The sequence below is a fragment of the Fodinicurvata halophila genome, assembly GCF_042651425.1.
In the GTDB taxonomy this organism is placed as follows: domain Bacteria; phylum Pseudomonadota; class Alphaproteobacteria; order Kiloniellales; family DSM-21159; genus Fodinicurvata; species Fodinicurvata halophila.
Map to the genome: position 1 here is coordinate 427,173 of NZ_JBHSCW010000001.1, position 25,528 is coordinate 452,700.

Below are 25,528 nucleotides of genomic sequence, written 5' to 3' on the forward strand. Positions count from 1 at the left end.
GCGCCGTGGGCACACCGGGGATCAGTGGTCAGAACGCGGATTACCCGCGCTTCGCTGCACTGTAGAGGCTGCTCAGTTCGTCATAGGACGCCACCACGCGGTACTCGACTGAACGTTCCATTTCTTCTTCCAGCGTATCCCACTGGATGGCGTCCAGCTCCGTGTCATCGAACAGGTCCATGACTGCAGGATCCCCCATGTTCGTGACCGGATTGTAGGTCCCTTCGGAGAAGGCGACCTCCTTGGCAATCTCGGGCTTCATGATGAACTCGAGAAATTCCTCGGCAAGTTCCGATGGGTCCGGGTTGTTCACCGCAGAGGTCAGCTCGACCCAGACAACACCACCCTTGCCGTCAACGGGCCCTGACGCGGGGGTGATGGCCCGCACCTGAGTTGCCCCGTCATAGCGGGCAGGAGACGCGGTATAGGTGCCGCCGGTGAAATAGGCGTCGATTTCCCCGTTGATGAGAGCCTGGTTCATGGCAACCAGATCGCCACTCAACATGCGCGCCCCGCCGAAGATCTTGTTGGCGGTCTCCTCGAAGGCCTGCTGTTGGTCCTCGTTCAGCGGCTCGAAGGGATTGAGGCCCGCCGTCATGCACATGTGCATGATGTTCCAGTTGTCATACGTCAGGACCCCATAGCGATCCTGCATGTCCGGATCCAGGAACAGGTTCCAGCCTTCCTGCTCGGCTGTCTCCCGGCTGATCTTGTCGGTGTTCACAACGAAGGAGAATGGCCCGAAACGCTGCGGAATCCCGATCAGGTCCCCGTTCTCGGCGAATGCCAGGGGATAGGGCTCCGGCTCCCTGAACTCCGGAAGCATGCTGTCGAAGTACGGCATGAACCGGTCCTTGTTGAGCGGGCGAATCAGATCTTCGGGATAGAGCTGTTCGCGTGCCCAGGGCTGGTTGACATTGATCAGGTCCCAGACATTGATCTCGCCAGCGCGCAGCTTGTTGATCATGTCCGGATCCGAGGTCCCGCTCTCGGCGCGGATGGTGGCATCAGGATGCGCCTCGCGGAAGGGCCCGAGCACCTGGTCGGTGTTATAGCCCTCCCAGCAGAGAATGTTCATTTCGTCGTTGCGCGCTGCACGGATCTTTCCCATCGGTCCCAATGCAGCAAGTCCGGCAGCCCCGGCGACACCCTTGGAAAAGGCTCTTCTGGTCAACTTCATTTTAGTCTCCCTGATTTTCGAAATTGTGAAGCTCCCCACAAATTTTTCTTTCAGGGTACAACGCGGCACAGGGCACGCTTGACATCGCCGCACCAAAATTTAACACTTTTTCAATTGAGGGCTTCAGACTGCGGCTTTCAGCCTCTTGCCCGCATACTTGCCATCTCGACACCGAAAATCCTGCGACAGGAGATTCAAGGGGTGTGATGGGACACACTGTGCAACAGGATTCCGTTCAGGCACCTTCCACGGTTCTCGCATCAGCGGCAACCGGCGTAATGGACCTTATTCAGAAATACAGCGGCGACCCGGACAGCATTCTCGGGAACGTCCATCTGCACGAACAGGACTTCTCCAGCCCTTACAACGAATTGCCCTTGGCACAGTTCTGCAATCTGTTCGAGGAAGCCGCCAGACAAACAGGCAACTCAAACTTCGGGCTGCACTTCGGTGGCCAGTTCAAGCCCCATCATCTGGGCGCAATCGGCTATGCCGCGATCAGTTCTCCCACGCTCTCGACCGCTTTGCGCAGTATGGAGGCTTATTTTCCGGCTCATCAGGGTCAATCGAGTTTCGGATTGCTGCAGGACAGTGACATCCTGTGGCTAAGCTACCGGATTTTCGACCCCTGCATCAGTAACCGCCGTCAGGATGCCGAGCTCTCAATGGGCATGTTCCTGAACATTTTCCGTCATGCCCTCGGTCCGGAATGGGCCCCGCTGGAAGTTCGCTTCGAGCATGAGACACCAGACGCCGCCTACGAACACGAGAAACTCTTCGCCGCTCCGGTTCGCTTCGGACGGCGCACCAATGCCTTTGCCTTCCGGCGACGGGACCTGGATGCCCGTATGCCGAGCCAGGATCCCTATCTTTTCTCTGTCATCGAGCCATTCCTGAAATCGCGCTGCGAGTTGCGCAGGAGCCCGGAGAGTTTCGCCACGATCGTGCGCAACCAGATCAAGCTGCACCTCGGGGATATGCCGCCCACGATCTCGGAGATGGCACGAATATTCGGCATGCCGGACCACACCTTCCAGAAGCAGCTGCGCGAGCACGGCCTGACCTTCCAGGACCTTGTAAACGCCGCGCGCAAGGAACTGGCGCTTCACTACATGGAAGATTCCGATATGCACCTCACGGAGGTCGCGCACTGCCTGGGATATTCGGAACTCTCCGCGTTTTCCCGGGCGTTCAGGAACTGGACCGGCATGAGCCCTCAAAGATATCGACGGACATGATGAGCCGCCTTACACCGACCTCGTCAACCCGCCATCGATGCGGAGGTTCTGCCCGGTGATGTAGCCGGCGCCGGGTGAGGCCAGGAACGAGATCGTGGCCGCGACCTCTTCACTGCTGCCATAGCGTTCCATGGGGATGCGTGCGCGGCGCTCCTCCTTCTCGGGCAGGCTGTCGATGAAGCCGGGCAGCACGTTGTTCATGCGCAGGTTCTCGGCGGCGTACTTGTCGGCGAACAGCTTGGTGAAGGCCGCCAGGCCGGCGCGGAAGACGCCGGAGGTCGGGAACAGCGGATCCGGCTCGAAAGCTGCGAAGGTCGAGATGTTGAGAATCACGCCGTCCTTCTGCTGCTGCATGATGGGCGTGACCAGACGCGTCGGCCGGATGACGTTGAGGAGGTAGACGTCCAGGCCGCTGTGCCAGTCCTCGTCGCTCAGCTCCAGCACCGGCCCCTTTGGGCCATGGCCCGCGCTGTTGACCAGTACGTCGATACGCCCCCAACGTGCCATCGTCTGGTCCACGAGTGTCTGCAGATCGGTATTCGACTGGTTCGAACCGGTGACGCCGAGGCCGCCGAGTTCCTCGGCAAGGGCCTCACCCTTCCCGGAGGATGAAAGAATGGCCACCTGGAAACCATCGGCGGCCAGCCGGCGAGCGGCCGCCGCCCCCATGCCGCTGCCCCCGGCCGTGATGACGGCCACCTTGTCCTGGCTCATGCTCTTTCCTTTCCTGTCTGCGTTGCAATGCGCGTATCTGCGTGAGGCGATCAGAAGCGATCGATGCGAAAGTCATTGTCGTCCAGACGCCCCCCGGGTGCACGCAGCATCCTCACGATTTGCTGAGCCGTCGCCGGCGCCATGGTCAGCCCCAGATGGCCGTGGCCGAAGGCATACCAGACATTCTGCACATTCCGCGCGCGATCGATCACCGGCAGGCTGTCGGGAAGTGAGGGACGATAACCCATCCAGAACCTGTGCTCGCTGGTGTCCAGATCGGGCAGCATCTCCTTGGCCTGTCTCAGCAGCCGTCGCGCACGGCTGTAGTCGGGTGGCGCCTTCGTGCCCGCGATCTCGACGGTCCCGGCCACACGCAGTCCCTCTTCCATCGAGGTCGCGAAGAACTTGCGGTCCATGTCCGAGGTTGGCCGGTTGAGGGCCAGTTCGGGCTTCAGCGCCATGGCGTGGTAGCCGCGCTCGGTATCCAGCGGCACGCGATCGCCCAGGGGGCGCGCGAGATCCAGGCTGAAGGCTCCCGTCGCCACCACGACCTTGGCGGCCGGAAAGCGCCCGCCGGCCGTCACCACGGCCTGCGCCTGCCCACCGCTCTGATCAACCTCCAGCACCTCGGCGCGTGTGAACTGTCCGCCCGCCGCCTGCAGCAACGCGACCAAGGCCTCGGTCAACGCCTGGGGATTGGTCGTGTGACCGCTGTCGGGGATGAACAGCCCCCGCTTGAAGTCGCGCGACAGGCCGGGCTCCAACTGGCGCAGCGCATCCTCGTCCACCGTCTCGCTCGCCACGCCGTTGGCGTCTCTCAGGGCCTGGGCAAAAAGCTCCGTTTTCCCCGCCTCTTGTGTACGCGACACCAGTAGCTGGCCTTTCTGGTGGATCAGTCGCTCACGCTGCTCTGCCTCAAGGATGGACGTCCAGTCCTCCACGGCGTTCAAGGTCAATCGGGCGAGCGCGGCGGCGTAGCTTTCGGCCCGCTCTGTCTTCGAGGCCCTGATCCATTGCAGCAACCAGGGAAGCGCCTTGGGAAGATAGGCCCAGCGCACGGACAAGGGTCCCTGCGGATCCAGCAGCCACCCCGGCACCTGCCGCAGCATGCCCGGCAATGCCACGGGGACGACCGAGCCGGTGCTGATCGAGCCTGCGTTGCCCGAAGACGTGCCCGCTCCCGGCGGATCTCGGTCGATCAGTCGGACCTGGTGCCCGTCCCGCTGCAACTGCAACGCACAGGCCGCACCGATGACGCCGGCCCCGACAACGATGGTTTCTCTCGGCTCCGCCATGTCCGCTCGCTCCTTGCCGGCGTTAGCCTCACTCCGCCAACGTCAGGATCGTTGAGCCGGTGGTTTGGCGGGATTCCAGGGCCTTGTGCGCTTCGCCAGCCTGTCGCAGGGGAAAGCGCTGGCCGATCTGCACCTTGAGGTCGCCTGTTTCCAGCAGCGGGAACAGGCGATCCGTGCTGTTGCGGATTTCTTCGGTGGTCGAGGTGTAGTGCGCATAGTTCGGCCGCGAGACACGGGCCGACTTGCTGGAATAAGAGGAGATGTCGATGGCCGAAATGCCGCCCGAGGCCTGGCCATAGCTCACCAGGTGACCGCGTATGGCCAGCGCCTCGTAGGACCGCTCGAAGGTGGAGGCGCCTACGCCGTCATAGGCCACATCCACACCCCGGCCCTCGGTCACGTCGCGCACCGTTTCCAGGAAATCCTCCCGCGTGTAGACCACCGGATAGCTGCAGCCGTGGCGCCGCGCCAGCTGGGCCTTGTCCTCGGAGCCCACTGTGCCGATGACGGTCGCGCCCAGGCGGCGGGCCCACTGACAGAGATAGAGACCCACCCCGCCGGCCGCGGCATGGACCAGCACGACATCGCCGTCCTTCACCCGATGAACCCGGTGCAGCAGGAATTCCGCCGTCACTCCCTTCAGCATGGCGGCGGCTGCGGTCTCGTCGTCGATCGCATCGGGCAGCAGCACCAGCAGACCGGCGTCCATGGTCCGCAGTTCGCAGTAGGCCCCCGGCGGCGGACAGGCATAGGCCACGCGGTCGCCGGGCGCCAGGCCATGCACGCCCGCGCCCACATCCAGGATGGTGCCCGCGGCCTCCATGCCGAGGATACCGGGCGGCTCGACCAAGGGGTAGTAGCCCGTGCGGCAGTAGACGTCGATGTAGTTCACGCCAATGGCCCCGTGGCGCAGGCGCACCTGACCCGGGCCGGGCGCCGGCACATCGACCTCGCGCCACTCCATGCGTTCGGGGCCGCCGTGACCGCTCAGCACCATCGCGCCACCGCGCATGGCCTGTCCGGAGGTTACGGCCGGCCGCGCAATGTGAGAGGCGGGTGTAGGCCTGCGCGCCGTCGGCTTGGCCTCCCCGCCGGCCAGCACCTGCCGTATGGCCCGGAACCCGGCTTCATAGATTTCCTCGCCCACCAGCTTCGTGAGCTCCTCCGCACGTCCCGGCGGTGGGTCGAAGGAACAGGCCCACTCCCAGAAAGTACCATTGCCGTCGGTCACCGGCTTCAGGCGCACGGTCGCGACATAGTTGACCAGAGGCACCGGTGCTTCCAGCAGACAGTAGGTGAAACTGTGGCTCTCGTCCGAAAGGCTCAGCAGCTGCTCGCGAATGCGGCCGCCGCTGGTGAGCACGAAGTCTCTCACGCAGCCGACCACATCCGGCGGCAGGGACTCCTCGATCCGGCTCTGGCCGACGGCGGGATGCCAGCGGTCGTGGCCGTTGAAGTCGCGCAGAAGGGCCCAGACCTCGTCGACCGGCGCCTCCAGCACCGTGCTCTTGCGCAGGCGCACCATGAATTCAGGCCGCCTGACTGCTTGCCTGCGGCATGAGCCTCAACGCCCCCCGAAGCGTTCTTTCAGGGCGTCGAAGCCGCCCTGGAACACCCCGTTGCCGACCAGGTCCGCCAGCTCCCGCTCGCGCTCCGGCGGACAGTCGAACTCCGCCGACCATTCCGCGAAGGTGCGATCCCCGTCGGTCACCGGCGTCAGTTTCAGGGTCGCCACGTAGTCCGTGACGCCCATGGGGGATTCCAGGATCGAATAGGTACAGGAAAGGTCGTAGTCCGAGAGCGCCAGCAGGCACTCCCGGATCTTGCCGCCGTCCTTCAGCGAGAAGTTGCGCACGCAGCCGATCTTGTCCGAGGGATGGTTCTGCTCGATCCGACTCTCGGCAATGGCCGGATGCCACGCGGGCAGGGCGTTGAAGTCGCGCACGACGGACCACACGCGCTCGGCCGAAGCATCGATAACGCTTGAGGTATAGACCTTGACCATTACCTGGGCCCCTCTTGCCTACTCAAGGCTGCTCCTTCCCCGAGGAATCCTCGTCGTCCTCCTCGGCAGCACCACCCACCAGCTTCTGGATATCGCCGCCCTGGATGCCGATCTCCTTCAGCAGCGAGTCGACCAGAGGTCCATGAGCGCGATAGCGCAGGGCGCTGTTGACCAGGTTGTCCGGCAGGCCGTTGTGGCCCTCGCCGCCACCGCCACTGCCCCCGGCACCGCCGGGGAAGCCACCGAAGCCGTCGAGCTGCAGCACCTTGATGCCCTCGATCTTCTCCATCGGCTTGACGCTCTCGCGGATGATGGCATCCAGCCTGTCGATCAGGTGCATGCGCATCTCGGACTTCCTGGACTCGGGGCTGAGCACGTTCTGCGCCTCGTTCATCTGGCGCTTGCCCTCGGCCTCGGTCTCGTAACGCAGCTTGGCGGCCAGGGCCCTGATCTTGTCGGCCTCGGCCTCGCCCTCGGCTGTCGTACGCGTGGCCTCGGCGCGATCCACGGAAGCCTGCTTCTCGGCCTCGGCCGTGGAGCGTAGGCGGATGCCCTCGCGCTCGGCCTCCTGGGCGGCCAGCACCAGCTCGATGGCCTTGCGGCGCTCGGCCTGCTCCTTCTCGCGAGCCGTGAAGACCTTCTCCTCGGCCTCGACGGCCTTGGCTCGGGCTAGTTCGGCGGCCGCTTGGGCTTCGGACTGGGCCTTGGACTTCTCGGCTAGCTCGATGGCCTTGTCCTGCTCGGCCATCTCCAGGGCCTTGCGCCGCTCGACCTCCAGGCGCTGGGTCTCCTGCTCGCGCCCGATCCGCTCCTGGTCCAGGGCGCGATCGCTGGCGATGCGGGCGCGCTCGATCTCCAGGCGCGAACTGATCTGGGACTCCTCGGACTCGCGCTCACGCTGGGCCCGTTCGCGGGCCACCTCGGCCTGCTGGGCCGCCTTGCGGGATTCGATGTCCCGCTGCTGCTCCAGGCGGGCGTACTCGGTGTCCCGGTCGATCTGCAGCGAATAGCGCTCGGTCTCCAGGTTCTTGTTGCGGATCTCGATCATCGTATCCTGCTCGATGTCGTTCCGCAGCTTCTTGCGCCGCTCGATCTCCTCGGTCAGGCGCGTCAGCCCCTCGGCGTCAAAGGCGTTCGAGGGATTGAAGTACTCCATGTTGGTCTGGTCCATCCCGGTCAGCGACAGGGCTTCCAGCTCCAGGCCGCTGCGCTGCAGGTCCTCGGCCACGGCGGTCTTCACGCGCTTGACATAGTCCCCGCGTTTTTCGTGCAGTTCTTCCATCGTAAACTCGGCCGCCACCCAGCGCAGGGCGTCGATGAACTTGCCTTCGACCAGTTCCTTCAGCGCATCCGGGTTCATGGTCCGGCGTCCCAGGCTCTGCGCCGCAATGGCGATGGCCTCGTGCGTCGGCTGGACCCGGACATAGAACTCCGTCACCACGTCCACGCGCATGCGGTTCTTGGTGATCAGGGCGCGGTCCTGGCCGCGTTTGATCTCCAGGCGCAGGGTGTTCATGTTGACGGGAATGACCTCGTGGACGATGGGCAGGACGAAGGCCCCGCCGTCCTTGACGACCTTCTCGCCGCCCAGGCCCGTTCTGACGAAGGCGGTCTCCTTGGTGGACCGGCGATAGAGCCAGTTCAACAGGTAGACAACGCCCACGATGACCGCAATGAGGACGATGATCCCCAGGACGGTCCATCCAAGTGCTGCACCAGACATCTTCTTCCTCCCTTTCTGAACGCCCTGGCAAGACTGCGGCCCGGGCGTCCTGGACGCGCGTCAGGCGCGCCCGATCTTCTTGAAATTGCGTGTCTGCTCCGTAAGGGCCCCCTCGACCGGCAGCCTCTCCATGGACGACGCGCCGTAAAAGCCGTGACAGTCCGGACACTGACTCAGGATGTAGCGGGCATCGTCGGGCATGGCGATCGGACCGCCATGGCAGAGCACCATGACATCCTTGCGAACCTTCAGCGCCGCTTCCGCCCAGGCATTGATGCGCGGCACGCAATCCTCCAGCGTCAGCGACGTTTCCGCGCCGATGGCGCCGCCCGTGGTCAGGCCCAGGTGGCAGACAACGATGTCCGCGCCGGCCTCGGCCATGGCGCGCGCATCCTCCTCGCTGAAGACATAGGGGGTCGTCAGCATGTCCAGCTCGCGCGCCTTGCGCACCACCTCCACCTCGATGCCATAGCCCATGCCGGTCTCCTCCAGGTTGGCCCGGAAGGTGCCGTCGATCAGGCCCACGGTCGGGAAGTTCTGGATCCCGGAAAAGCCGATGTCCTTCACGCGGCGCAGGAAGTGATCCGGGATCATGAAGGGATCGGTCCCGTTCACGCCCGCCAGCACCGGCGTGTCGTGCACCACCGGCAGGACCTCCGCGGCCATTTCCATGACGATCTCGTTGGCATTGCCATAGGCCATCAGCCCGGCCAGCGAGCCACGCCCGGCCATGCGGTAGCGGCCGGAGTTGTAGATGACGATCAGGTCGATGCCGCCGGCCTCCTCGCACTTCGCGGAAAGTCCGGTCCCGGCCCCTCCCCCGACGATGGGCTCGTTGCGGTCGATCATGTCACGGAACTTTTCCAGGATGTCCCGACGCTCAAACCTGGGCATGAACTGCCTCCTTCTTGTCCTTATGGGTGGCCGTTATCTCCCGGAAGGCCTCGACCAGGGCCTGGGCAAATTCCGGGTCATTGATGTTGTGCGGCAACCTGATCAGCTTGCGATCCGCCGTCTGGCGCAGGTTGCTCTCGATCGCTGAAAACAGGGCTTTGTCCGCTTCCGGATCCCAGAAGGCCTGTTTCGGCGCGTCCAGCAGGGACACCCCGCCCTCGGGGATGAAAAAGCGCACCGGCCCCTCGCAGCGGTTCAGCTTGTCCGCGATCCAGCGGCCCATGGCCTCGTTCTCCTGGACCGTGGTCCGCATCAGAGTGACCTGCGGGTTGTGCTTGTAGAGATTGCGGCCGCGGAAGCGCTCGGGCACCGTGTCCATGGCGCCGAAATTCACCATGTCCAGGGCCCCGCAGGAACCGACATAGGGAAGACGGCTGCGGATGACGGAGTCCAGCCGCTCTTCGCCGGCACTGAAAACCCCGCCGACGATCAGGTCGGCGATCTCCGTGGTGGAGATGTCCAGGACTCCGGCCAGCATGCCGGAGTCCACAAGCTTCTCCATGGACTGTCCGCCGGTTCCCGTGGCGTGGAAGACCAGGCAGTCGAAGTCGTCCTCCAGGACCTTCGAGGCCAGCTGCACGCAGGGCGTGGTCACCCCGAACATGGTCAGTCCCACCGCCGGCTTGGTCGAGCTCCGCTTGACGCGGCCGGCATGCGCCACCATCCCGGCCATGGCATGGGCCGCGTTGGAGAGCACCTGCTCGGAAATGCGATTGATGCCCTGGACGTCGGTCACCGAATACATCATGCAGATATCGGTGGCGCCCACGTAGCGCTTCACGTCGCCGGAGGCGACGGTGGAGACCATGAGCTTGGGCACACCCACCGGCAGGACTTGCATGGCAGGTGTGGCCAGCGCTGTTCCCCCGGATCCACCGGCGGAGATCACACCCCCAACATCCCGTTGACGCGGCAGGAAATGACGGAAGGCTTCGGCCATGGCCGACACCGCCTCACCCCGATCCCCGGAAAACACGGCGGACACGCCCCCGGGATGACAGCGCGCGACCTCCTGCGGCCCGATATCCGCCGAAGAGGGCTTGCCGCTGGTGCTCAGGTCCACGGTGCGCGTCCGCAGCCCCAGTCGTTCCAGGCGGTTCTCGATGAAACGCAGCTCACGGCCCTTGGTATCGAAGGTGCCAACCACATAGGCGCAGCGATCCACCAGTTGCGCCACCGGCACCTGCAGCTCGTCGGCCGGCGCGGCGACAGTGGTCCCTTCGCGGGGCTCGCCTTTCTCCTCCCGGCTGTGCTCGCGCCCTGTCTCGGGAGTCGGCGCGGCTGCCTGACGACCCCAGCGGTTCGGCGCACCCTGACTCACATAGGCCGGGGGTGGCTGGTCCGCGCTGCCCAGGCGCTCGTCGGCCCGGCGAACGCGGAAGACCTGGGGCGGCTCGTCCGGCGCAGCCGCTTCCGCAGCGCTTTCCTCCTCGTCCTCGCTGTGCCGGCCGACACCCAGCAGACGCTGCTGCAGGTCGCTGTCGGCCGCCAGCTCGGCCGCCGGCAATTCCTTGACCAGGCGACCGTTGACCATGATGCCGATATTCTCGGCCACCTCCGTGGCGACCCCCAGGTTCTGCTCGATCAGCAGTACCGAGATCTCGCCCTCGGCGGCCAGCTGTTTCAACAGGGCCGAGAGCTGCTGCACGATGACCGGCGCCAGGCCCTCGGTCGGCTCGTCCATGACCAGCAGGGTCGGATTGGCCAGCAACGCACGGCCGATGGCCAGCATCTGCTGCTCGCCGCCGGAGAGCTGCCCACCGCCATTACGGCGACGCTCGCGCAGGCGCGGAAAGGTTTCGTAGACGCGCTCGATGGTCCAACTGCCCTTGCGGCCGCTGCGTGCCGCCAGGCGCAGATGCTCGTCCACGGAGAGCGATGGCCAGACCCGCCGCCCCTGCGGCACGTAGCCGATGCCGCGCTCGACGATGGCATTGGGGGTCAGGCCGCGCAGCTCGCGGCCCCTCAGCTGGATGGCGCCCCGGGTCGAAGGCGTCAGGCCCATAATGGCGTTGCAGAGCGTGGTCTTGCCCATGCCGTTGCGGCCGACGATTCCCAGCACGCCGTGATGCAGGTCGAAGGACACCCCCTGCAGGGCATGGGCCTGGCCGTAATAGACGTGCAGGTCACGAACGGTCAGGACAGAGGTCTGCCCGGCGCCGGCCTGGTGCATATCACTCATGCCCGCCTCCCAGGTAGATCCTCTGCACGTCCGGATCACCCTCGATCTCGTCGGGCGCCCCTTCCTTGAAGACCGCACCGTTGTGCATGACCGTGCAGTAGTCCACGACGCGCAGGGCCACATCCAGGTCGTGCTCGATGATGACGTAGCCGATGTGCTTGGGCAGTGCGCGCAGGATGTCCACCAGCTCGCGCCGCTCGGCCGGGGACAGTCCTGCCGCCGGTTCGTCGAACAGGATCAGCCGCGGTGCGCCGGCCAGCGCCATGCCGATTTCCAGCTGGCGCTGCTGTCCGTGCGCCAGGTCGGAAACCGGGGTCTTCTCCAGCCGGTCGAGATGCGCGGCATGCATCATGTTGCGTGCCGCCTCCATGGTGGCGTCGTCCTCACCGGACCGCAACATCGAGAAGCGTCCGCTGCCTACGCCGCGCGCCGCCAGGTAGAGATTGTCGAAAACCGTCAAGCCGCGGAACAGCAATGAATTCTGATAGGTACGCCGCAAGCCGCGGCGTATGCGCTCCTGCGGCGGCATGGTGGTTACATCCTCGCCGAAGAAGCGGATGCGCCCGGCCGTCGGCGGGAAGTCCCCCGTAACGGCATTGAACAGGGTCGTCTTTCCGGCACCGTTGGCTCCGAAGACGGCGCGCCGCTCGCCGGCCTGGACCTTCAGGGTCACGTCGTCCAGCGCCACCAAGGCACCGAAGGTGCGGCTCACGCCCCGGAGATCCAGGGCGAGAGCCGTCACCGTTTCGGTGAAACCGGCAGATGCAACTGCGCTCATTTGCCAAACGCCTTCTGTCTGCCGTTTTCCGTCATGACAAACTCCTCAGGCTTACGGGCAGGAGGGGTTGTCACGCGAGGCGAACCCATTGGCCAGGAACTCCTCTTCCGGCATGCCAAGGGTCTGGTTCACTTCCGGCACGACCTTGACGACCTCGTTGTAGAGACCGCCCTCGCCGTCCTTCACGACCTCGGTGATGAAGATGTCGGCAACGGCATTGCGGTTCTCATCGACCGAAATGGTCCCCGTCGGCGTCTCCAGCTCCAGGTTCTTCAGGGCTTCGCGGAAGGCCGCCTGGTTGTCGGAGAGATCGCCGTCCACCTCATCCAGGGCCGTGAGCACGGCCAGCGTGTTCACGTAATAGGCATGGGCGAACAGCGACGGAGACGGCAAGCCGTCGTCGAACATCTCGGCGTAGGTTTCCTTGAACTCGACCCACTTCGGATCGTCCCAGTTGTCGGCGATCGGACCGGCGGTGATGGTACCGGCTAGGTAGTCGCGCTGCTGGCCCTTGGCGCCCAGCACGGTCTGGTCCACGGTAATCGAGCCGGCGATCATGGGCTTGGCACTGCCCATCTGCTGGTACTGGGACAGGAAGTTGATGGCATCCGAACCGCCCAGGGCGACATAGAGTGCATCGATGTCCTGGGGAATCGAAGCCACGGTCGTGGAGTAGTCACGCGTGCCCAGCGGCACGTAGAACTTCTCGACGACCTGACCGCCCAGCTTGCAGAAATCGGTCATGAAGCCCATGACCAGTGAATAGGGGAAGGAGTAGTCCTCGGCCACGATGGCCACCTTCTCGTACCCCTTCTCTTCGTAGGCATATTCGCCCAGGCCCGCCTGCCACTGCGCCCCGTCGGTCGAGAAGCGGAAGAAGTTCTCGGACGGATCGTCCAGGGTCGTCCTCTGGGCCGCCGAGCTGCCGTTCACGAAGGTGACCTCAGGGTGATCCTTGGCATAGTTCTTGATGGCAATGCCCTCGGAGCCCGACAGCGGTCCGACCAGAACATCCACCTCGTCATTCTCGACCAGGCGGCGCGCCGCATCAACGGCGCTGTCCGGCGAGGCGTCGGACGAGGCGGTGATCAACTCGATCTCGCGTCCCCCGGCTTCATGCCCGAATTTTTCCAGGGCCATTCGGATACCGCGGATGCCATCCTCGCCCGGCACCGCGAAGGGACCTTCCAGCGTGGCAAGCCCGCCCAGCTTGATGGGATCGTCTTGGGCCGCCGCCGCTCCGGCGCCAACCACAAGGGTCGCCGCCGCTGTCATAGACAGTAGTTTCTTCAGCATACTCGTTTCCTCCCTTACTGTTTGTCTGGGCCCGACCATGACAGGCTGCATGCCTGCATGAGCCCAGCACCTACCATTGGTCCGCCTTGTTGCGGGCGGACTGTTTTGCCAGCCAGGATTTCAGCTTGCCCCAGAGGCCAAGCACCCCGTCCGGCGAAAAGAGTACGATCACCAGGAAAACCGCTCCTATTACTGTGTTGAAGCGTTCCCGATCGATCAGGTCGATGGCGAAATTCTCCATCAGGATAAAGATCAATGCCCCGATGAATGGACCGACCGGGTGGGCCAGACCGCCCAGGACCGTCAGGATCAGGATATCGATCACCGGCCCGATCCCGACCGAACCTGGCGAGATCTGACCATTCTGCCAGACCAGCAGCACGCCGCCGATGCCGGCAATCGCTCCGGCCACGGTATGCGCGGCCACGCGATGGGCGATGACGTTGAAGCCCAGCGAGGACATGCGGCGCGGATTGTCGCGCACGGCCTGCAGCGCCAGGCCGAACGGCGTGCGGGACAGATAGAGAACGAAAAAATAGCAGAGCGCCACTACGGCCAGCGTCAGATAGAAGAACGGCAGGGGCGCGCGCCAATCGACACCGAAGACCGCAGGTGGATCGATTCCGGCAAAGCCATTGAAGGAATTGAAGATGGGATCGTTCTGCAGCACCAGGTAATAGAAGGCCACGGAGATGGCCAGCGTTATCATGATGGTGTAGATGCCGCTTGTACGGGCCGATATCCAGCCGATCAGGGCTGCCGCCAGGGTGGCCAGGCTGACCGCGCCCACCAGCATCAGCCAGGCCGGCCACTCCGCATTGCCGAAGATGGCCACCAAATAGCCCGCCAGCCCAGCGATGGTCAGCTGGGAAAGCGAGACCATGCCCCCGTAACCCGCCAGCAGCATCAGCGAGAGCCCGACCGTCCCCAGGATCAGGGACTGCGCCCCGATCTGGACGATCCAGAAGTCCGTCGCAAGCAACGGGTAGATCAGCAGCAGGACCGCCACCACGGGATGGTACCAGCGCAGACCGCGCAGCCAGCTTGGCAGGGTGGGCACGGTCTTCTTCTCGCTTGTCTCTTCGGTGATCGAGGCCATCCTGCGCTCCTATGCCCGTCCGAGAATGCCCTGGGGGCGGACGGCCAGGACGGCCACCATGACCAGGAAGGAAAAGACGACGCCATAGGTCGGGAAGTAGGCCAGCCCGAACTGCTCGGTCATCCCGATCAGCAGGGCACCGATGGCGGCCCCCGGGATGCTGCCCATGCCGCCCACGATCACCACGATCAGCGAGGCCAGCAGGAAACGCGTATCCTCACCCGGGGCAATGGACAGGGCAGAGCCGCCCAGAACGCCGGCCAGGCCGGCCAGGCCGGCACCGATGGCGAAGGTCACGCAGAACAGCAGCTGGACGTTGACGCCGGAGGCCGAAAGCATCCCGCGATCGTCCACGCCGGCACGGATCATGATGCCGATGCGGGTACGGTTCAGGAAGAACCAGAGTGCAAGGCCGATGACGATCGCGGACGCCAGGGTGAACAGGCGATAGGTCGGATAGGCGTTGATGAAGGGCATCGGCGTGGCTCCGTAAAGCCACTGTGGAGGGGTGAACTGGTAGGACACGCCGGACCAGATCGCCAGCATGACGTCCGCCAGGATGATGGACAGTGCGATCGTCACCAGGGTCTGACGCAGTTCCTGGCCTTCCATGTAGCGGAACACCAGCAGCTGAAGCAGCACCCCGGCCAACGCCATGGACACGAAGCCGGCGACCACCGCCAGAACCCAGGACCCCGTGCTGTCCGCGATTTCATAGCCAATATAGCCACCCAACAGATAGAGCGAGCCGTGCGCCAGGTTCACGTTGCGCATCAGGCCGAAAACAAGGGAAAACCCGCTGGCCACGATGAAATAAAGGGCCGCCAGCGTGATCCCGTTCAGGAAGGTCAGTATGAAAAGCCGCATGATCCTGCGCGTGCCCTCATCCGGCCCAGCGCAGGGAGGAACGTCCCTGGGCGGTCACGTCAGGGGCCCGATAGAAGCTGCCGTCCTTCATGACGGCCAGGATGCGCGCGCGCTCCTGCAGGATGCGGATGTTCGCTACGGGATCTCCGTCGACCAGGATCAGGTCGGCCAGGTAGCCTTCCTTAAGCAGCCCCAGCTCGTCGGGCCTGCCCATGATCTGGCCGCCCAGCTTGGTAGCGGAAACAATGGCCTCCATGGGGGACATGCCGACTCGGTCGACGAAGTATTCCAGGTCCTTGGCGTTGGTGCCATGCGGGATCCAGGCGAAGCCGTAATCGCCGCCCGGCAGGACGCGAATGCCGCGCCGGTGCATCTTGCGCATGGTCTCGGTGGCGATCTCCGCCTCGCGGGCGTACATCATGCCAAGCGAAGAGTCCGGGTGTACGCCGTACTCGGCCGCGTTCTTTGACGTACGGATCAGCCAGGCCAGGCCAGGGGCCACGAAGTGCTTGTCCTTGTTGGCCTCCAGCAGGTCCAGCGTTTCCTCATCGGCGAAGGAGGCATGATAGATGATCTCGATGCCGTGCCGGATGCACATCTTGATCGATTCATTGGAGCGTGCATGAGCCGCCACCCGCAGCCCCCGGCGTTTGGCCTCCGAGACGGCCACAGCGGCCTCCTCGTCGGTCATCGGCGTCTCCTCGGCGCCCACACCGGCGATCTCCTCGCCAGAGAGGTTCAGCTTGATGGTGTCGCAGCCGTACTTGATGAACTGACGTACAGCCCGGCGCATTTCCTCCACGCCGGAGACGATACAGCCGAAGGAGAGTTCCGGGAAGTCCAGGTGCGGCGGTGAGGTGTCCCCCAGTCCGCCAAGGGTGGTGATCTCCTGGCTGGCCGCCGAATAGCGCGGGCCGGGAATGCGGCCTTGGTTGATGGCATCGCGGATGACGACATCCAGGCGCGCCTTGGCCGAGGCCGCTCCCATGCAGGAGGTGAAGCCCATCTCTATATAGCGCTTGGCCATTTCCGCCGTGAAGAGCGTGTGCTCCTCAAGTGGCATCTGCTGAATGGCCTCCAGGCTGGGCTGGTCGTTCCAGGAGAGGTGCGTGTGGGCCTCTGTCATGCCCGGCATCAGGGTCGCCCCTGCGCCGTCGATCACTGTATGGCCGTTGCCGCCCGTGCTGCGCCCGCTGCTTCTGCTGACCTGCTTGATCCGGTTGCCCTGGACCAGGACCTCGCCGCTGTAGGGATGATCCCCGCTGCCGTCCAGAATACGAACATTGGTAAAAAGATAGTCACCCATAACGCGTCCTCCCTAGCGGCGCTCCCGTTTTGTTTTCTTGGCGCTCGTGCGGCGCTGTCGGGCTCGCCTGTCCGGTCAAGCTGTTCGTACGGAAGCCATGAAATCTCTCAATTCGCGGTTGCTATCCTCGACCTTCTCAAAGGTCGCCCAATGCCCGCAACGATTTAATATCTTGGTCCTGGCTTTTTCCATCTTCTCGCCGATCGCCCGAGCTCCCGAGGCCGGCGCCACGCCGTCCTCGTCGCCGGTAGCCAGCAGGACCGGACAGCGGATGCGCGTGACATCCGCCGCCGACGCCCCGGCCAGGGCCTCGCAGGTGGCGGCATAGCCATTGGCAGGCTGGCGCATCACCATCTCGCGCACCAGCGCAACGGCCAGGGGATTGTGCTCTTTCGTCTCGCCCGAGGTCGCTGCCTGCACGATGGCATCGGCGATATCCGCCATGCCTTCGGCGCGCGCCTTGGCCGCCCGGTCTCTCAGCCCCTTGCGGGCGGGATCCGGCGGCTCGCTGATCGGGCCGAACAGCGACAGGCTGCGCACCAGTGAGGGATGCTCCACGGCCAGATGCTGACAGATGATGGTGCCCAGCGAATGCCCCACGAAATGCGCCTTGTCCACGCCCAGAACCCGGCAGGCCTTGGCCAGGGTCGCAACGAAGCCGGAAATGGACAGTTCGCCGGAATGCGGACTGCGTCCCGAGCCGGGAAGATCCGGACGGATCACCCGATACCCGCTCCGGAACAGGCCCATCTGCGGGGTGAATGTGTTGGAGGTCCCGCCCAGGCCGTGCACCATCACGACGGGCGTCCCCTCGCCGTCCACCTCGACTGCCATGCGTTCGACTGTCTGCGTACTCATGCCACAGCCCCCCGTAGCGCTTCCTGATAGGTCGCAACCGGATTTTCCAGACGGCCGATGCCGTCGATGTCCACGCTGACCCTGTCGCCGGCCCGCAGGTAGCGCGGCGGCTCGAAGCCGATGCCCACCCCTGCCGGCGTACCGGTCGCGATGATGTCGCCGGGATAGAGCGTGATGCCCGCCGAGAGGGTCTCGATCAGCGTGGGAATGTCGAAGATCAGGGCCGAAACCGGCGCTTCCTGGCGCAGCTCGCCATTGACGTGGCAGCGCACCCAGGTCTTCGACAGGTCCAGCTCGTCTGCGGTGACGGCCACCGGCCCCATGGGGCAGAACCCGTCCTGCGACTTGCCGATCAGCCACTGCTTGTGACGGCCCTGCAGGTCGCGGGCCGTGATGTCGTTCACGATGGTATAACCCCAGACGTGCTCCATCGCCCGGGCCTTGGCAATGCCGCGTCCGCCGCGCCCGATGATGACGGCCAGTTCGGCCTCGTAATCGATCGCATCGCTCACCCTGGGGTCAACGGGGATGGGGTCGCCCGCGGCGCTGACACAGTCCGGAACTTTGGAGAAGATGATGGGCGCATCCGGCACCGCGCCCGACGCCGCCCCGGAATCGAAGCCGCTGCTGGCAAACTCATGAGCGTGCTCGTAATAATTCTTGCCCACGCAGAAGATGTTGCGTCGCGGCCGCGGAACCGGCGCGCGCAGTTTCACGGCGGACAAGGGCAATTTTTCGGAGGTCAGTCCAGGCCGGCCCGCGCCGGCGTCCACCAGCGTGAGCACGCCCCGCTCGGCCGCACTGCCGGAGAGGTCGAACGGCGACAGGCTGTTGCCATCCGCGGACAGACTGCCCAGACCCGGCTTGCCGTCCAGATGATACGCGGCGATCTTCATTGTCGGGGAGGCCCCTCCCTGTCTTGTTTTTTGTTGAACCAATTCTGAACCATTGGTTCTTAATTGAGCCAATACTCACTCAATCGAGTTTCAACTGTCAACCTGATTCTCAAGAATTCGAAAATTTCTGTTTGCTCACTCACATTATTGGATCAAGAATGGTTCAGTCATGAACCAGATTCGAAACCCACACCTGGGCCGGGCCGCTGTAAGCGCCATGCAGGACCTGCTGGCCCGTATCGAGAGTGGTGAATTCTCCCTGGGCCAGCAACTGCCCTCGGAACGGGAACTCGCCAATCTTCTGGGTGTGGCGCGCAATACCCTGCGGGCCGCTCTGCAACAGCTGGAAAGCGATGGGTTCCTGACGCGCCAGATCGGACGTGGAACCTTCGTGGCGCAAATCCCCAATCGCTCCAGCGGCAGCTTCCTGTCACGGCGCATGCGCAATGCCAGTCCAGCGGACCTGATGGAGGTGCGCCTCATCATCGAACCCCATGTGGCCGCCCTGGCCGCAAGCCGCGGCAGCAACGAGGACATAGACCGGATCCAGATCGCCCTGCGCACCTCGCTCTCGGCCCGCGGCCTCGCGGAATTCGAGCACTGGGATGCCGAGCTGCATCTCGCCATCTTCCATGCCACCAAGAACGCGCTTCTGGTGGACTACTGCGATGCCATCAACGCCATTCGCAACGAGCCCAGCTGGTACCGCCTGAAGAAGCGTACGGTTTCCACCGACACGCGCACGCTCTACGACCAGCAGCACAGCGCCATCGTCCAGGCCATCGCCGACCGCGACCCCGAGACGGCACAGAAGCTGATGACCCAGCACATGAGCTCCATCCGGGACAACATGCTGGGCGTCCTGGGATGACGTGCCCCATCAAATCTCGGTGAGCTGCGGTCAGTTCCCGCAACAGGCAAGCAGACAGGTTCTTCCCCTGCGGAGAATCGCGCCCACCACCGGGCCAGCGCATTGTTTTCTTCGCACACGGGCGGCAGGATAGCGGCGGCAGGATACGGGGACACCGGGCAGCGGTGCCAGGGACGTCAGCAGAGGGGGAACGGACTCTTGGATTTCGATTTGCCGGAAGAAATGCAGAGCCTGCGAGAGTCGGTGCGCCGCTTTCACGAAACCGAGATCGCGCCCGCCCTGCCGGACTATGAGGCGCGCGGCGAGTTCCCGCGCGAGATCGTCCGCAAGCTGGGCGAGGCCGGTTACTTCGGGGCGGCCTTCCCGGAATGGCTGGGCGGCAGTGAGGCCGGCTTCCTTGCCGTTTCGGTGATTGCGGAGGAGCTGTCCCGGCTGGCCCCGGAGCTCGGCTACTGCATGAACATGCAGGCCATGACCTGCCCCTACACGATTTACAACTGGGGCAGTGACTCCCAGGCCGAAGCTCATGTGCCAGACCTGATTTCTGGCCGCAGCATCGGCATGTTCGCCCTGTCCGAGGCCGGTGGCGGCTCCGACCCCGCCGGCGCCATGCGCACGACGGCACGGCGCACCGGCGATGGCTACCTGCTGAACGGCTCGAAGATGTGGATCACCTTCTCGGACGCGGCGGACACCGGCGTCCTTTTCGCGAAGACCGATCCCGAGGCCGAGCACAGGGGAATCTCCGCCTTCATTGTCAGGCCAAAGGATTATCCCGGCTACCATGCCGACCCCATACCCATGAGCGGGCTGTCCCAGGCCCTGCGCTCCTGTGCCGTCTTCCTGGAGGATTTTCCCGTGCCCGAGGAGAACCGGCTTGGCGCGGAAGGCGAGGGGTTCCGGATTGCGATGAACGCGCTGGAATACGGTCGCCTCACCGTCTCGGCCCGGCTGGTCGGCCTGGCCCAGGCTGCCCTGGACGCCGCCGTCTCCTATGCCAATGAACGCGTGGTCGGCGGCCAGGCAATCGCCCACTACCAGATGCTCCAGGAACGCATCGCCGACAGCGTGGTGGCCGTCGACGCCGCCCGCATGATGGCCCGCCAGATCGGCTGGACCATGGATCAGGGCCGCACCTCGACGCGCGTGGCCTCCCGCGCCAAGTACCTGGCCACCAAGGCCGCGCGCCTGGCCGGCGACACGGCGCGGGAGGTCTTCGGAGGCTATGCGCTGAGCGACGAGTATCCGGTCAAGAAGCTGAACGCCTACATCGACATGCTGACCGTGGGCGAAGGCACCGAGAACGTACAGCGCGTGCTGATTGCCCAGGATGTGCTGGGCATCAAGGACGCCAATCGCCACAGCCTGCGCAACAGGCTGCGCAACCAGACCTGAGCCCCATCGGCTCCCTCAGATCTGCTGCGGCAGCCAGGTAATGATGCCCGGGAAGGCCAGGAAGGCCGCCACGGTCAGGATATCCGCCAGGACAAAGGGCGCCACTCCGCGGAACACCGAGGTAACCGGTATGTCCGAGCGTACCGAGGACACCACGTAGCAGTTCAGCCCGATGGGCGGTGTGATCAGGCAGAGTTCCGCCATCTTGACGACCACGATGCCAAACCAGATGGGATCGTAGCCCAGCGCCATAACGGCTGGATAGACGATCGGCAGGGTCAGCAGCATCATGCCGATGGCATCCATCACCATGCCCAGCAGGGCATAGGCCAGCAGGATACAGATCATCACCACAATGGGCGGGTAGGGCAGCGATGTGACCCAGGTCGTGAATTCGTCAGGGAGTCCCGAGAAGCCCAGGAACCGCACGAAGATCAGCACGCCCCAGATCATCGAGAAGATCATGACCGTCAGCTTGGCTGTCTCCAGCAGGGCGTCCCCCAGTTCGCGGTGGCGCATCCCCTTTCTGAGCGCGGCCAGGAAGACGACGAAAGCGCCCAGCGCGCCAGCCTCCGTCGGCGTCGCCCATCCCAGGTAGATGGCGCTGAAGATGATGACGACCACAATGATCATAGGGAAAGTGCCCGGCAGGGACTTGAAGCGCTCACTCCAGGTAAAGCCATGGATGGGCCTGCCTATGGACGGATTCCAGAGAGCCCAGGCAACGATGATCCCCATGTAGATCAAAGCCGAGAATATGCCGGGAATGAACCCCGCCAGCAGCAGGCGTCCCACGGACTGCTCGACGATCAGGGCATAGATCACCAGGATCGCGCTGGGAGGGATCAGCGAGGCCAGGGTCCCTCCGGCCGCGACGACACCGGCGGCCAATCGCGGCGCATACCCAACCTTCAGCATTTCCGGAATGGCCACGCGCGCGAAGACGGCTGCCGTTGCGGTGGACGCGCCGGAGACTGCGGCAAACCCGGCCGTCGCGAACACCGAGGCGATCGCCATGCCCCCCGGAAGCCAGCCGAGCCACCTGCGCGCCGCCTCGAAGAGAGCATTGGTAATGCCGGCATGGAAGGCCAGGAAGCCGATCAGAATGAACATCGGCAGGACCGAGAGGGTATAGGTCGCGGACTTGGAGTGCGGCACGGTCCCCGCCATGCCGGCTCCCGCATCCCAGCCCAGCAGCACGACGAGGCCAACCAGGCCGACCAGGCCAGCGGCGATATAGATGCGCACTCCCAGCGCGACCAGGAACACCAGGGCGCCGATGCCGATGATGCCTATGGTGGAATCAGCAAGCTCGCTCACCGGCCCCTCCCCGTCTGTTCATTGTCGTCAGGGGCGTCCGCTTCCTTCAGATACTCCGCCGAGTCCACGGCAGCCGAACTCAGTGTCACCGGCACTGCGACCGCCTCCCTGTCCGGATGGACCAGCAGCCGTCCGTATCCGATCAGGTTGATCGCCAGGCGGATCCACAGCAGGGAGAAGGACAGCGGGACCAACAGCTTGGACGGCCACCAGGGATACTGGGCATCGATCGTCGAATCCCCGTAGTTGTAGGCCCTGAGCGCATGATCGAAGCCATAGTAGATCAGTACCGCGATCAGGAAGAGCCCGCAGAGAATCCCGAAGACCTCGAAGGCCCAGCGCAATCGCCCATGCAGATTGTCGATGATCATGTCCATGCGCACATGCCCGCCGAGGCGCTCGCAATAGGCGACCGCCAGGAAGGCGAAGGTGGTCATGGCCAGCTCCACCATGTCGATGTAGCCGAAGATCGGTGTGTTCAGGAGCTTGCGCCCGGCAATCTGGGCCACGCCGAGCAGCATCAGGGCAAAGATGAAGCCGGCGGACACATAGGCGAAGAGTTTCTCCACCTGGTGCACCACGCGGTCGACCCGAACCAGTCCGGTCGGCCCCGAGGACGGCCCCAAGGACGGTCCATGCCCCGGTGCGGGGGAGTCGTCGGATTTCATGACAAGAGAACCTTCGCAGAAGAATGCGGGTCACGCCGGCAAGGACGTGACCCGCAGGATCTGGCCATCGTAGTCAGGCCGCCCGAAGATCAGCCCTCATATTTCTCCTGAGCCTTCTCGATTTCCTCCAGAACGAAATCCAGAAGGCCCTGGGCATCGAAGTCATCCTGGTTCTCCTCGACCCATTCGTCCCAGACCGGCTGGCCGGCGACCTCCTTGAAACGCTCGATCTGGGCGTCGTCATAGGTGATCTCGGTCAGTTCCTCGCGGAAGTTCGGCAGGTTGACCTTGTCGATCTCCTTGTAGGCCTGGATCTGGGCCTGGTAGGCCTCTTCCTTCACGTCCTCCAGCAGCTGCTGGTACTCTTCGGGAAGCTCGTTGTAAGCCTCCTTGTTGAGGACCGTGCCGCACTCGGTCGTCCCCGGCGACATGTTGCTGGTGAACCAATCCGACACCTCCGGAATCTGGTACGAGGCATGGGAATAGGTATAGGGCAGGGAGACGGCGTCGATGGTACCGCGATCGATGGACGTATAGGTTTCGGTGGCCGGAACCGTGGTGGGAGACGCGCCCAGCTTCTCCATCGCCTGGCCGATACCGCCCCCGGCGCGCACCCGCAGGCCGTCCCAGTCATCGATGCTTTCCGGCGGATCACCGGCCCCCAGGAACTCGTACTGCGGCAGCAGCGCCGACATGTAGTAGCGGGCATTCCACTGGTCTATCTTCTCCTTCAGGATGGGATGGTTCATCACGGCTTCGCGCACATCCCTGGACACATCCCAGTTGCCAAGCTGCAGGAACGGCATGGTCAGCACCATGGACGCCGGCATCTTGCCCGGATGATAGAAGTTGCAGTACATCGCGGATTCAAAGGCGCCGATGCGGATGCCATCCAGATTCTCGCGCGCCTTCGACAACGCCTCGCCATAGACGACCTCGATCTGGAAGCGCCCATCGGTCCGCTCCGAAATCAATTCCGCCGCTTTCTCTATGCCGGCGGTGAAGGCACGTTCCTTGCCCCAGGTCGAGACCCGCCAACTGACTTCAGGGCCCTCGACGGTATCCTGCGCACTCGCCACGCTGGGCAAGGCAACAGCCACTGCAAGGCCGGCTATCGCCAGCCACTTTCCTGATTCTCGCATGATTTTCCTCCCTATTCGTTCTTGTTTCCCGAATACCGGGTTATATTCAGTATTTGGTATACTGTTCAGAACTTGTGTTCTGTTCTTTTTAGCGACAGACGGTAGCAGAGCTTTTGACGCGGCGCAATCGACCCGAAGAATACACTTCTTCATCAAAGGATTATCTGTTCGACCCGCGTTTATACTTGTGAATGTCCGCGGAGGTGCTCGGTTTCAGGAGACCTCGGACTCCCGACGCGGCTGCTTTGGGTGAACGTCGCGTGCCGGCAGGTATATGCTGACCGCCAGCAGGGCCACCGCGCCCATGCCCAGGAACATCAGGCGAAAGCCCGTCACGCTCACCTCACCCTCGGCTCCGGTGAAGAGGCCCAGGAACAGCGAGGTTCCCAGCTGGAACAGCGTGGCACCCCCCATCACTCCGGTGTTGATGCTGGTGATTCCGCGCCCCGCCATGTGATCGGGCAAAAGGCCGCGACCGTGCGCGATGATCAGCATGCTGGCCGAGGAGAAGAAGGCGATGGCGGCCAGCAGGACCACGACCAGGACGACAGGCGGCTCCGGATAGGCCCCCAGCAGCAGCAGGGTCAGGCCCAGCGGCACGACACCGGTGAGTACGGCCCGTTTGCGCGAATTGAGAAGCTGGTCCAGCGGTCCGAAGCAGAGCGTGCCGACCAGGCTGCAGACCGGCATGAACAGCAGCACGTTGCCCACCGCCACCGAGTCCATATCGAAGGCGGCGTGCAGGTAGGGCCCGCCCCACAGCCCGAGGATGGTGATCATGCTGGGATAGGCGATCAGGGCGAGGACGAAGATCCGCTGGATGTCCCGCATCTTCAAAACCATGGCCAGCCCCTGCATCAGTTCCGTCCAGGAAGGAGGATCGGCGCTCTTGGCGACAGGTGTCTCCGGTCTGTCGCGCACCACCACGAAGACGACGACGGCCAGGACCAGGGTGATGCCCGAGAGCACGGCAAAGCTGGCACGCCAACCGATGGCCTCGATGGAATAGGCGAAGGGCGCCGTGGCCAGCAGGTTGCCCAGATGCCCCGTGGCGATGACGAAGGACGAGACGACGGCGAAATGCCGAGCGGAGAACCAGGCCGAGATCACGACGAAGGCGCCCATCACCGCGGCGGCGCAGCCGACCCCCAGCAGGCCGCGCGCGAGCACGAGCAGCAGCAGGCTGTCGCCCTGCGCGAAGACGATGGCACCGGCCACGGCCAGCAACAGCAGGCCGCTGATGGTCAGCCGCGGCCCGTAGCGATCGAACAGGAGGCCCGAGGGCAGCTGCATGACCATGAAGGCGACGAAGAACGCCGCCGTCATGCTGCCGTAGGCCGTCGGCGACATGCCGATATCCCCCATGACCGGTTCCGCCAGGACGGAATTGGCGGCCCGGTAGAACTGGCTGATCATGCCGGCGAGGCAGAGCACGCAGACAATCTGGATTCGCTGAAGGTTCATGCCTCACAGTCCGCGGTGGTTGCGCCATGGGACCCGCATTCGTTCGGCAAGACAAGCCCCGGCATCCGAACAGCATGCCAACTTGCCGGTTGTGCCGGCTGCCTCTTTTCAAGGGAGTGAGGATCGAGGAGTTCACCTATCCACCACTCTCTGCAATAGTCCAGGGGATTTGTTCGTCGTGCTTGAATTTACGAATGGAGTGGGGGCCCGTGCGCAATACCGTCTTTCTTGTCAGTCTCTGGTGCTCGCTTGTCGTCCTGCCGTCTTGTGGAACCGC

At 64.1% G+C, this 25,528-nt stretch carries 22 protein-coding genes; 3 read left to right on the forward strand and 19 right to left on the reverse strand.

Annotated elements, in window-relative coordinates:
* Positions 1–40: 40 nt before the first annotated feature.
* Positions 41–1,180, reverse strand: a complete 1,140-nt coding sequence (locus ACFOW6_RS02045; protein WP_382420638.1) for an ABC transporter substrate-binding protein — start codon at positions 1,178–1,180, stop codon at positions 41–43.
* A 278-nt stretch (positions 1,181–1,458) separates the two neighbouring features.
* On the opposite strand from ACFOW6_RS02045, the gene qhpR reads away from it, so the two are divergent.
* The gene (gene qhpR, locus ACFOW6_RS02050; protein ID WP_382420640.1) at positions 1,459–2,418 is read left to right on the forward strand and encodes an AraC-like transcriptional regulator QhpR; all 960 of its coding nucleotides are present in this window, start codon (positions 1,459–1,461) and stop codon (positions 2,416–2,418) included.
* A gap of 9 nt (positions 2,419–2,427) precedes the next feature.
* Here the strand turns inward: qhpR and ACFOW6_RS02055 are convergent, their stop codons facing one another.
* The 14 genes from ACFOW6_RS02055 to ACFOW6_RS02120 form a co-directional block, all read right to left on the reverse strand.
* Positions 2,428–3,132: an SDR family oxidoreductase gene (locus ACFOW6_RS02055; RefSeq protein ID WP_382420642.1), complete on the reverse strand. Its 705-nt coding sequence runs from the start codon at positions 3,130–3,132 to the stop codon at positions 2,428–2,430.
* 50 nt (positions 3,133–3,182) lie between these two features.
* Positions 3,183–4,427, reverse strand: a complete 1,245-nt coding sequence (locus ACFOW6_RS02060; protein ID WP_382420644.1) for an NAD(P)/FAD-dependent oxidoreductase — start codon at positions 4,425–4,427, stop codon at positions 3,183–3,185.
* Positions 4,428–4,455: 28 nt separating this feature from the next.
* Positions 4,456–5,952, reverse strand: coding sequence for an SRPBCC family protein (locus tag ACFOW6_RS02065; RefSeq protein WP_382420646.1), 1,497 nt, complete (start codon positions 5,950–5,952; stop codon positions 4,456–4,458).
* Positions 5,953–5,991: 39 nt separating this feature from the next.
* Positions 5,992–6,432 (reverse strand): SRPBCC family protein, encoded by a 441-nt coding sequence (locus ACFOW6_RS02070; protein ID WP_382420648.1) that lies wholly within the window; start codon positions 6,430–6,432, stop codon positions 5,992–5,994.
* Between the two features lie 22 nt (positions 6,433–6,454).
* A complete protein-coding gene (locus ACFOW6_RS02075) occupies positions 6,455–8,155 on the reverse strand; it encodes a flotillin family protein (protein ID WP_382420650.1) in 1,701 nt (566 codons plus the stop codon).
* Between the two features lie 60 nt (positions 8,156–8,215).
* Complete coding sequence (locus ACFOW6_RS02080; RefSeq protein WP_382420652.1) at positions 8,216–9,049, reverse strand: phosphoenolpyruvate hydrolase family protein; 834 nt, start codon at positions 9,047–9,049, stop codon at positions 8,216–8,218.
* Complete coding sequence (locus tag ACFOW6_RS02085; RefSeq protein ID WP_382420654.1) at positions 9,036–11,291, reverse strand: ABC transporter permease; 2,256 nt, start codon at positions 11,289–11,291, stop codon at positions 9,036–9,038. Before ACFOW6_RS02085 ends, ACFOW6_RS02080 begins: the two co-directional genes overlap by 14 nt.
* Entirely contained in the window at positions 11,284–12,069 is a 786-nt protein-coding gene (locus ACFOW6_RS02090; protein WP_382420656.1) for an ABC transporter ATP-binding protein, read from the reverse strand. The genes ACFOW6_RS02085 and ACFOW6_RS02090 overlap by 8 nt, the downstream gene beginning before the upstream one ends.
* Positions 12,070–12,120: 51 nt before the next feature.
* Positions 12,121–13,365: an ABC transporter substrate-binding protein gene (locus tag ACFOW6_RS02095; protein ID WP_382420658.1), complete on the reverse strand. Its 1,245-nt coding sequence runs from the start codon at positions 13,363–13,365 to the stop codon at positions 12,121–12,123.
* Positions 13,366–13,435: 70 nt separating this feature from the next.
* The gene (locus tag ACFOW6_RS02100; protein ID WP_382420660.1) at positions 13,436–14,464 is read right to left on the reverse strand and encodes a branched-chain amino acid ABC transporter permease; all 1,029 of its coding nucleotides are present in this window, start codon (positions 14,462–14,464) and stop codon (positions 13,436–13,438) included.
* Between the two features lie 9 nt (positions 14,465–14,473).
* Positions 14,474–15,331, reverse strand: a complete 858-nt coding sequence (locus tag ACFOW6_RS02105; RefSeq protein ID WP_382420662.1) for a branched-chain amino acid ABC transporter permease — start codon at positions 15,329–15,331, stop codon at positions 14,474–14,476.
* Positions 15,332–15,347: 16 nt separating this feature from the next.
* Positions 15,348–16,637 carry a metal-dependent hydrolase family protein gene (locus tag ACFOW6_RS02110; RefSeq protein WP_382420664.1) on the reverse strand — a complete coding sequence of 430 codons (1,290 nt, stop codon included), beginning with the start codon at positions 16,635–16,637 and terminating at the stop codon, positions 15,348–15,350.
* 75 nt (positions 16,638–16,712) lie between these two features.
* Positions 16,713–17,495, reverse strand: a complete 783-nt coding sequence (locus ACFOW6_RS02115) for an alpha/beta fold hydrolase (RefSeq protein WP_382420666.1) — start codon at positions 17,493–17,495, stop codon at positions 16,713–16,715.
* A complete protein-coding gene (locus ACFOW6_RS02120; protein ID WP_382420668.1) occupies positions 17,492–18,391 on the reverse strand; it encodes a fumarylacetoacetate hydrolase family protein in 900 nt (299 codons plus the stop codon). The genes ACFOW6_RS02115 and ACFOW6_RS02120 overlap by 4 nt, the downstream gene beginning before the upstream one ends.
* A 169-nt stretch (positions 18,392–18,560) precedes the next feature.
* Between ACFOW6_RS02120 and ACFOW6_RS02125 the strand changes: the two genes are divergently transcribed.
* The gene (locus ACFOW6_RS02125) at positions 18,561–19,262 is read left to right on the forward strand and encodes a FadR/GntR family transcriptional regulator (protein WP_382420670.1); all 702 of its coding nucleotides are present in this window, start codon (positions 18,561–18,563) and stop codon (positions 19,260–19,262) included.
* A gap of 198 nt (positions 19,263–19,460) precedes the next feature.
* Positions 19,461–20,657 carry an acyl-CoA dehydrogenase family protein gene (locus ACFOW6_RS02130; protein ID WP_382420672.1) on the forward strand — a complete coding sequence of 399 codons (1,197 nt, stop codon included), beginning with the start codon at positions 19,461–19,463 and terminating at the stop codon, positions 20,655–20,657.
* A gap of 15 nt (positions 20,658–20,672) precedes the next feature.
* On the opposite strand, the gene ACFOW6_RS02135 is transcribed toward ACFOW6_RS02130, so the two are convergent.
* The 4 genes from ACFOW6_RS02135 to ACFOW6_RS02150 all read right to left on the reverse strand — a co-directional run bounded on the left by ACFOW6_RS02135 (position 20,673) and on the right by ACFOW6_RS02150 (position 25,251).
* The gene (locus ACFOW6_RS02135; protein WP_382420674.1) at positions 20,673–21,977 is read right to left on the reverse strand and encodes a TRAP transporter large permease; all 1,305 of its coding nucleotides are present in this window, start codon (positions 21,975–21,977) and stop codon (positions 20,673–20,675) included.
* The gene (locus ACFOW6_RS02140; protein WP_382420675.1) at positions 21,974–22,645 is read right to left on the reverse strand and encodes a TRAP transporter small permease subunit; all 672 of its coding nucleotides are present in this window, start codon (positions 22,643–22,645) and stop codon (positions 21,974–21,976) included. The genes ACFOW6_RS02135 and ACFOW6_RS02140 overlap by 4 nt, the downstream gene beginning before the upstream one ends.
* Before the next feature lie 89 nt (positions 22,646–22,734).
* Positions 22,735–23,787 carry a TRAP transporter substrate-binding protein DctP gene (gene dctP / locus ACFOW6_RS02145; protein WP_382420676.1) on the reverse strand — a complete coding sequence of 351 codons (1,053 nt, stop codon included), beginning with the start codon at positions 23,785–23,787 and terminating at the stop codon, positions 22,735–22,737.
* 213 nt (positions 23,788–24,000) lie between these two features.
* The gene (locus ACFOW6_RS02150) at positions 24,001–25,251 is read right to left on the reverse strand and encodes an MFS transporter (RefSeq protein ID WP_382420677.1); all 1,251 of its coding nucleotides are present in this window, start codon (positions 25,249–25,251) and stop codon (positions 24,001–24,003) included.
* Positions 25,252–25,528 lie beyond the last annotated feature (277 nt).

Excerpts from the sequence above, each read along its gene's own strand:
- ACFOW6_RS02045 (WP_382420638.1), bottom strand. The coding sequence starts at position 1,180 with ATGAAGTTGACCAGAAGAGCCTTTTCCAAGGGTGTCGCCGGGGCTGCC.
- qhpR (WP_382420640.1), top strand. The coding sequence starts at position 1,459 with ATGGACCTTATTCAGAAATACAGCGGCGACCCGGACAGCATTCTCGGG.
- ACFOW6_RS02055 (WP_382420642.1), bottom strand. The coding sequence starts at position 3,132 with ATGAGCCAGGACAAGGTGGCCGTCATCACGGCCGGGGGCAGCGGCATG.
- ACFOW6_RS02060 (WP_382420644.1), bottom strand. The coding sequence starts at position 4,427 with ATGGCGGAGCCGAGAGAAACCATCGTTGTCGGGGCCGGCGTCATCGGT.
- ACFOW6_RS02065 (WP_382420646.1), bottom strand. The coding sequence starts at position 5,952 with ATGGTGCGCCTGCGCAAGAGCACGGTGCTGGAGGCGCCGGTCGACGAG.
- ACFOW6_RS02070 (WP_382420648.1), bottom strand. The coding sequence starts at position 6,432 with ATGGTCAAGGTCTATACCTCAAGCGTTATCGATGCTTCGGCCGAGCGC.
- ACFOW6_RS02075 (WP_382420650.1), bottom strand. The coding sequence starts at position 8,155 with ATGTCTGGTGCAGCACTTGGATGGACCGTCCTGGGGATCATCGTCCTC.
- ACFOW6_RS02080 (WP_382420652.1), bottom strand. The coding sequence starts at position 9,049 with ATGCCCAGGTTTGAGCGTCGGGACATCCTGGAAAAGTTCCGTGACATG.
- ACFOW6_RS02085 (WP_382420654.1), bottom strand. The coding sequence starts at position 11,291 with ATGAGTGATATGCACCAGGCCGGCGCCGGGCAGACCTCTGTCCTGACC.
- ACFOW6_RS02090 (WP_382420656.1), bottom strand. The coding sequence starts at position 12,069 with ATGAGCGCAGTTGCATCTGCCGGTTTCACCGAAACGGTGACGGCTCTC.
- ACFOW6_RS02095 (WP_382420658.1), bottom strand. The coding sequence starts at position 13,365 with ATGCTGAAGAAACTACTGTCTATGACAGCGGCGGCGACCCTTGTGGTT.
- ACFOW6_RS02100 (WP_382420660.1), bottom strand. The coding sequence starts at position 14,464 with ATGGCCTCGATCACCGAAGAGACAAGCGAGAAGAAGACCGTGCCCACC.
- ACFOW6_RS02105 (WP_382420662.1), bottom strand. The coding sequence starts at position 15,331 with ATGCGGCTTTTCATACTGACCTTCCTGAACGGGATCACGCTGGCGGCC.
- ACFOW6_RS02110 (WP_382420664.1), bottom strand. The coding sequence starts at position 16,637 with ATGGGTGACTATCTTTTTACCAATGTTCGTATTCTGGACGGCAGCGGG.
- ACFOW6_RS02115 (WP_382420666.1), bottom strand. The coding sequence starts at position 17,495 with ATGAGTACGCAGACAGTCGAACGCATGGCAGTCGAGGTGGACGGCGAG.
- ACFOW6_RS02120 (WP_382420668.1), bottom strand. The coding sequence starts at position 18,391 with ATGAAGATCGCCGCGTATCATCTGGACGGCAAGCCGGGTCTGGGCAGT.
- ACFOW6_RS02125 (WP_382420670.1), top strand. The coding sequence starts at position 18,561 with ATGAACCAGATTCGAAACCCACACCTGGGCCGGGCCGCTGTAAGCGCC.
- ACFOW6_RS02140 (WP_382420675.1), bottom strand. The coding sequence starts at position 22,645 with ATGAAATCCGACGACTCCCCCGCACCGGGGCATGGACCGTCCTTGGGG.
- dctP (WP_382420676.1), bottom strand. The coding sequence starts at position 23,787 with ATGCGAGAATCAGGAAAGTGGCTGGCGATAGCCGGCCTTGCAGTGGCT.
- ACFOW6_RS02150 (WP_382420677.1), bottom strand. The coding sequence starts at position 25,251 with ATGAACCTTCAGCGAATCCAGATTGTCTGCGTGCTCTGCCTCGCCGGC.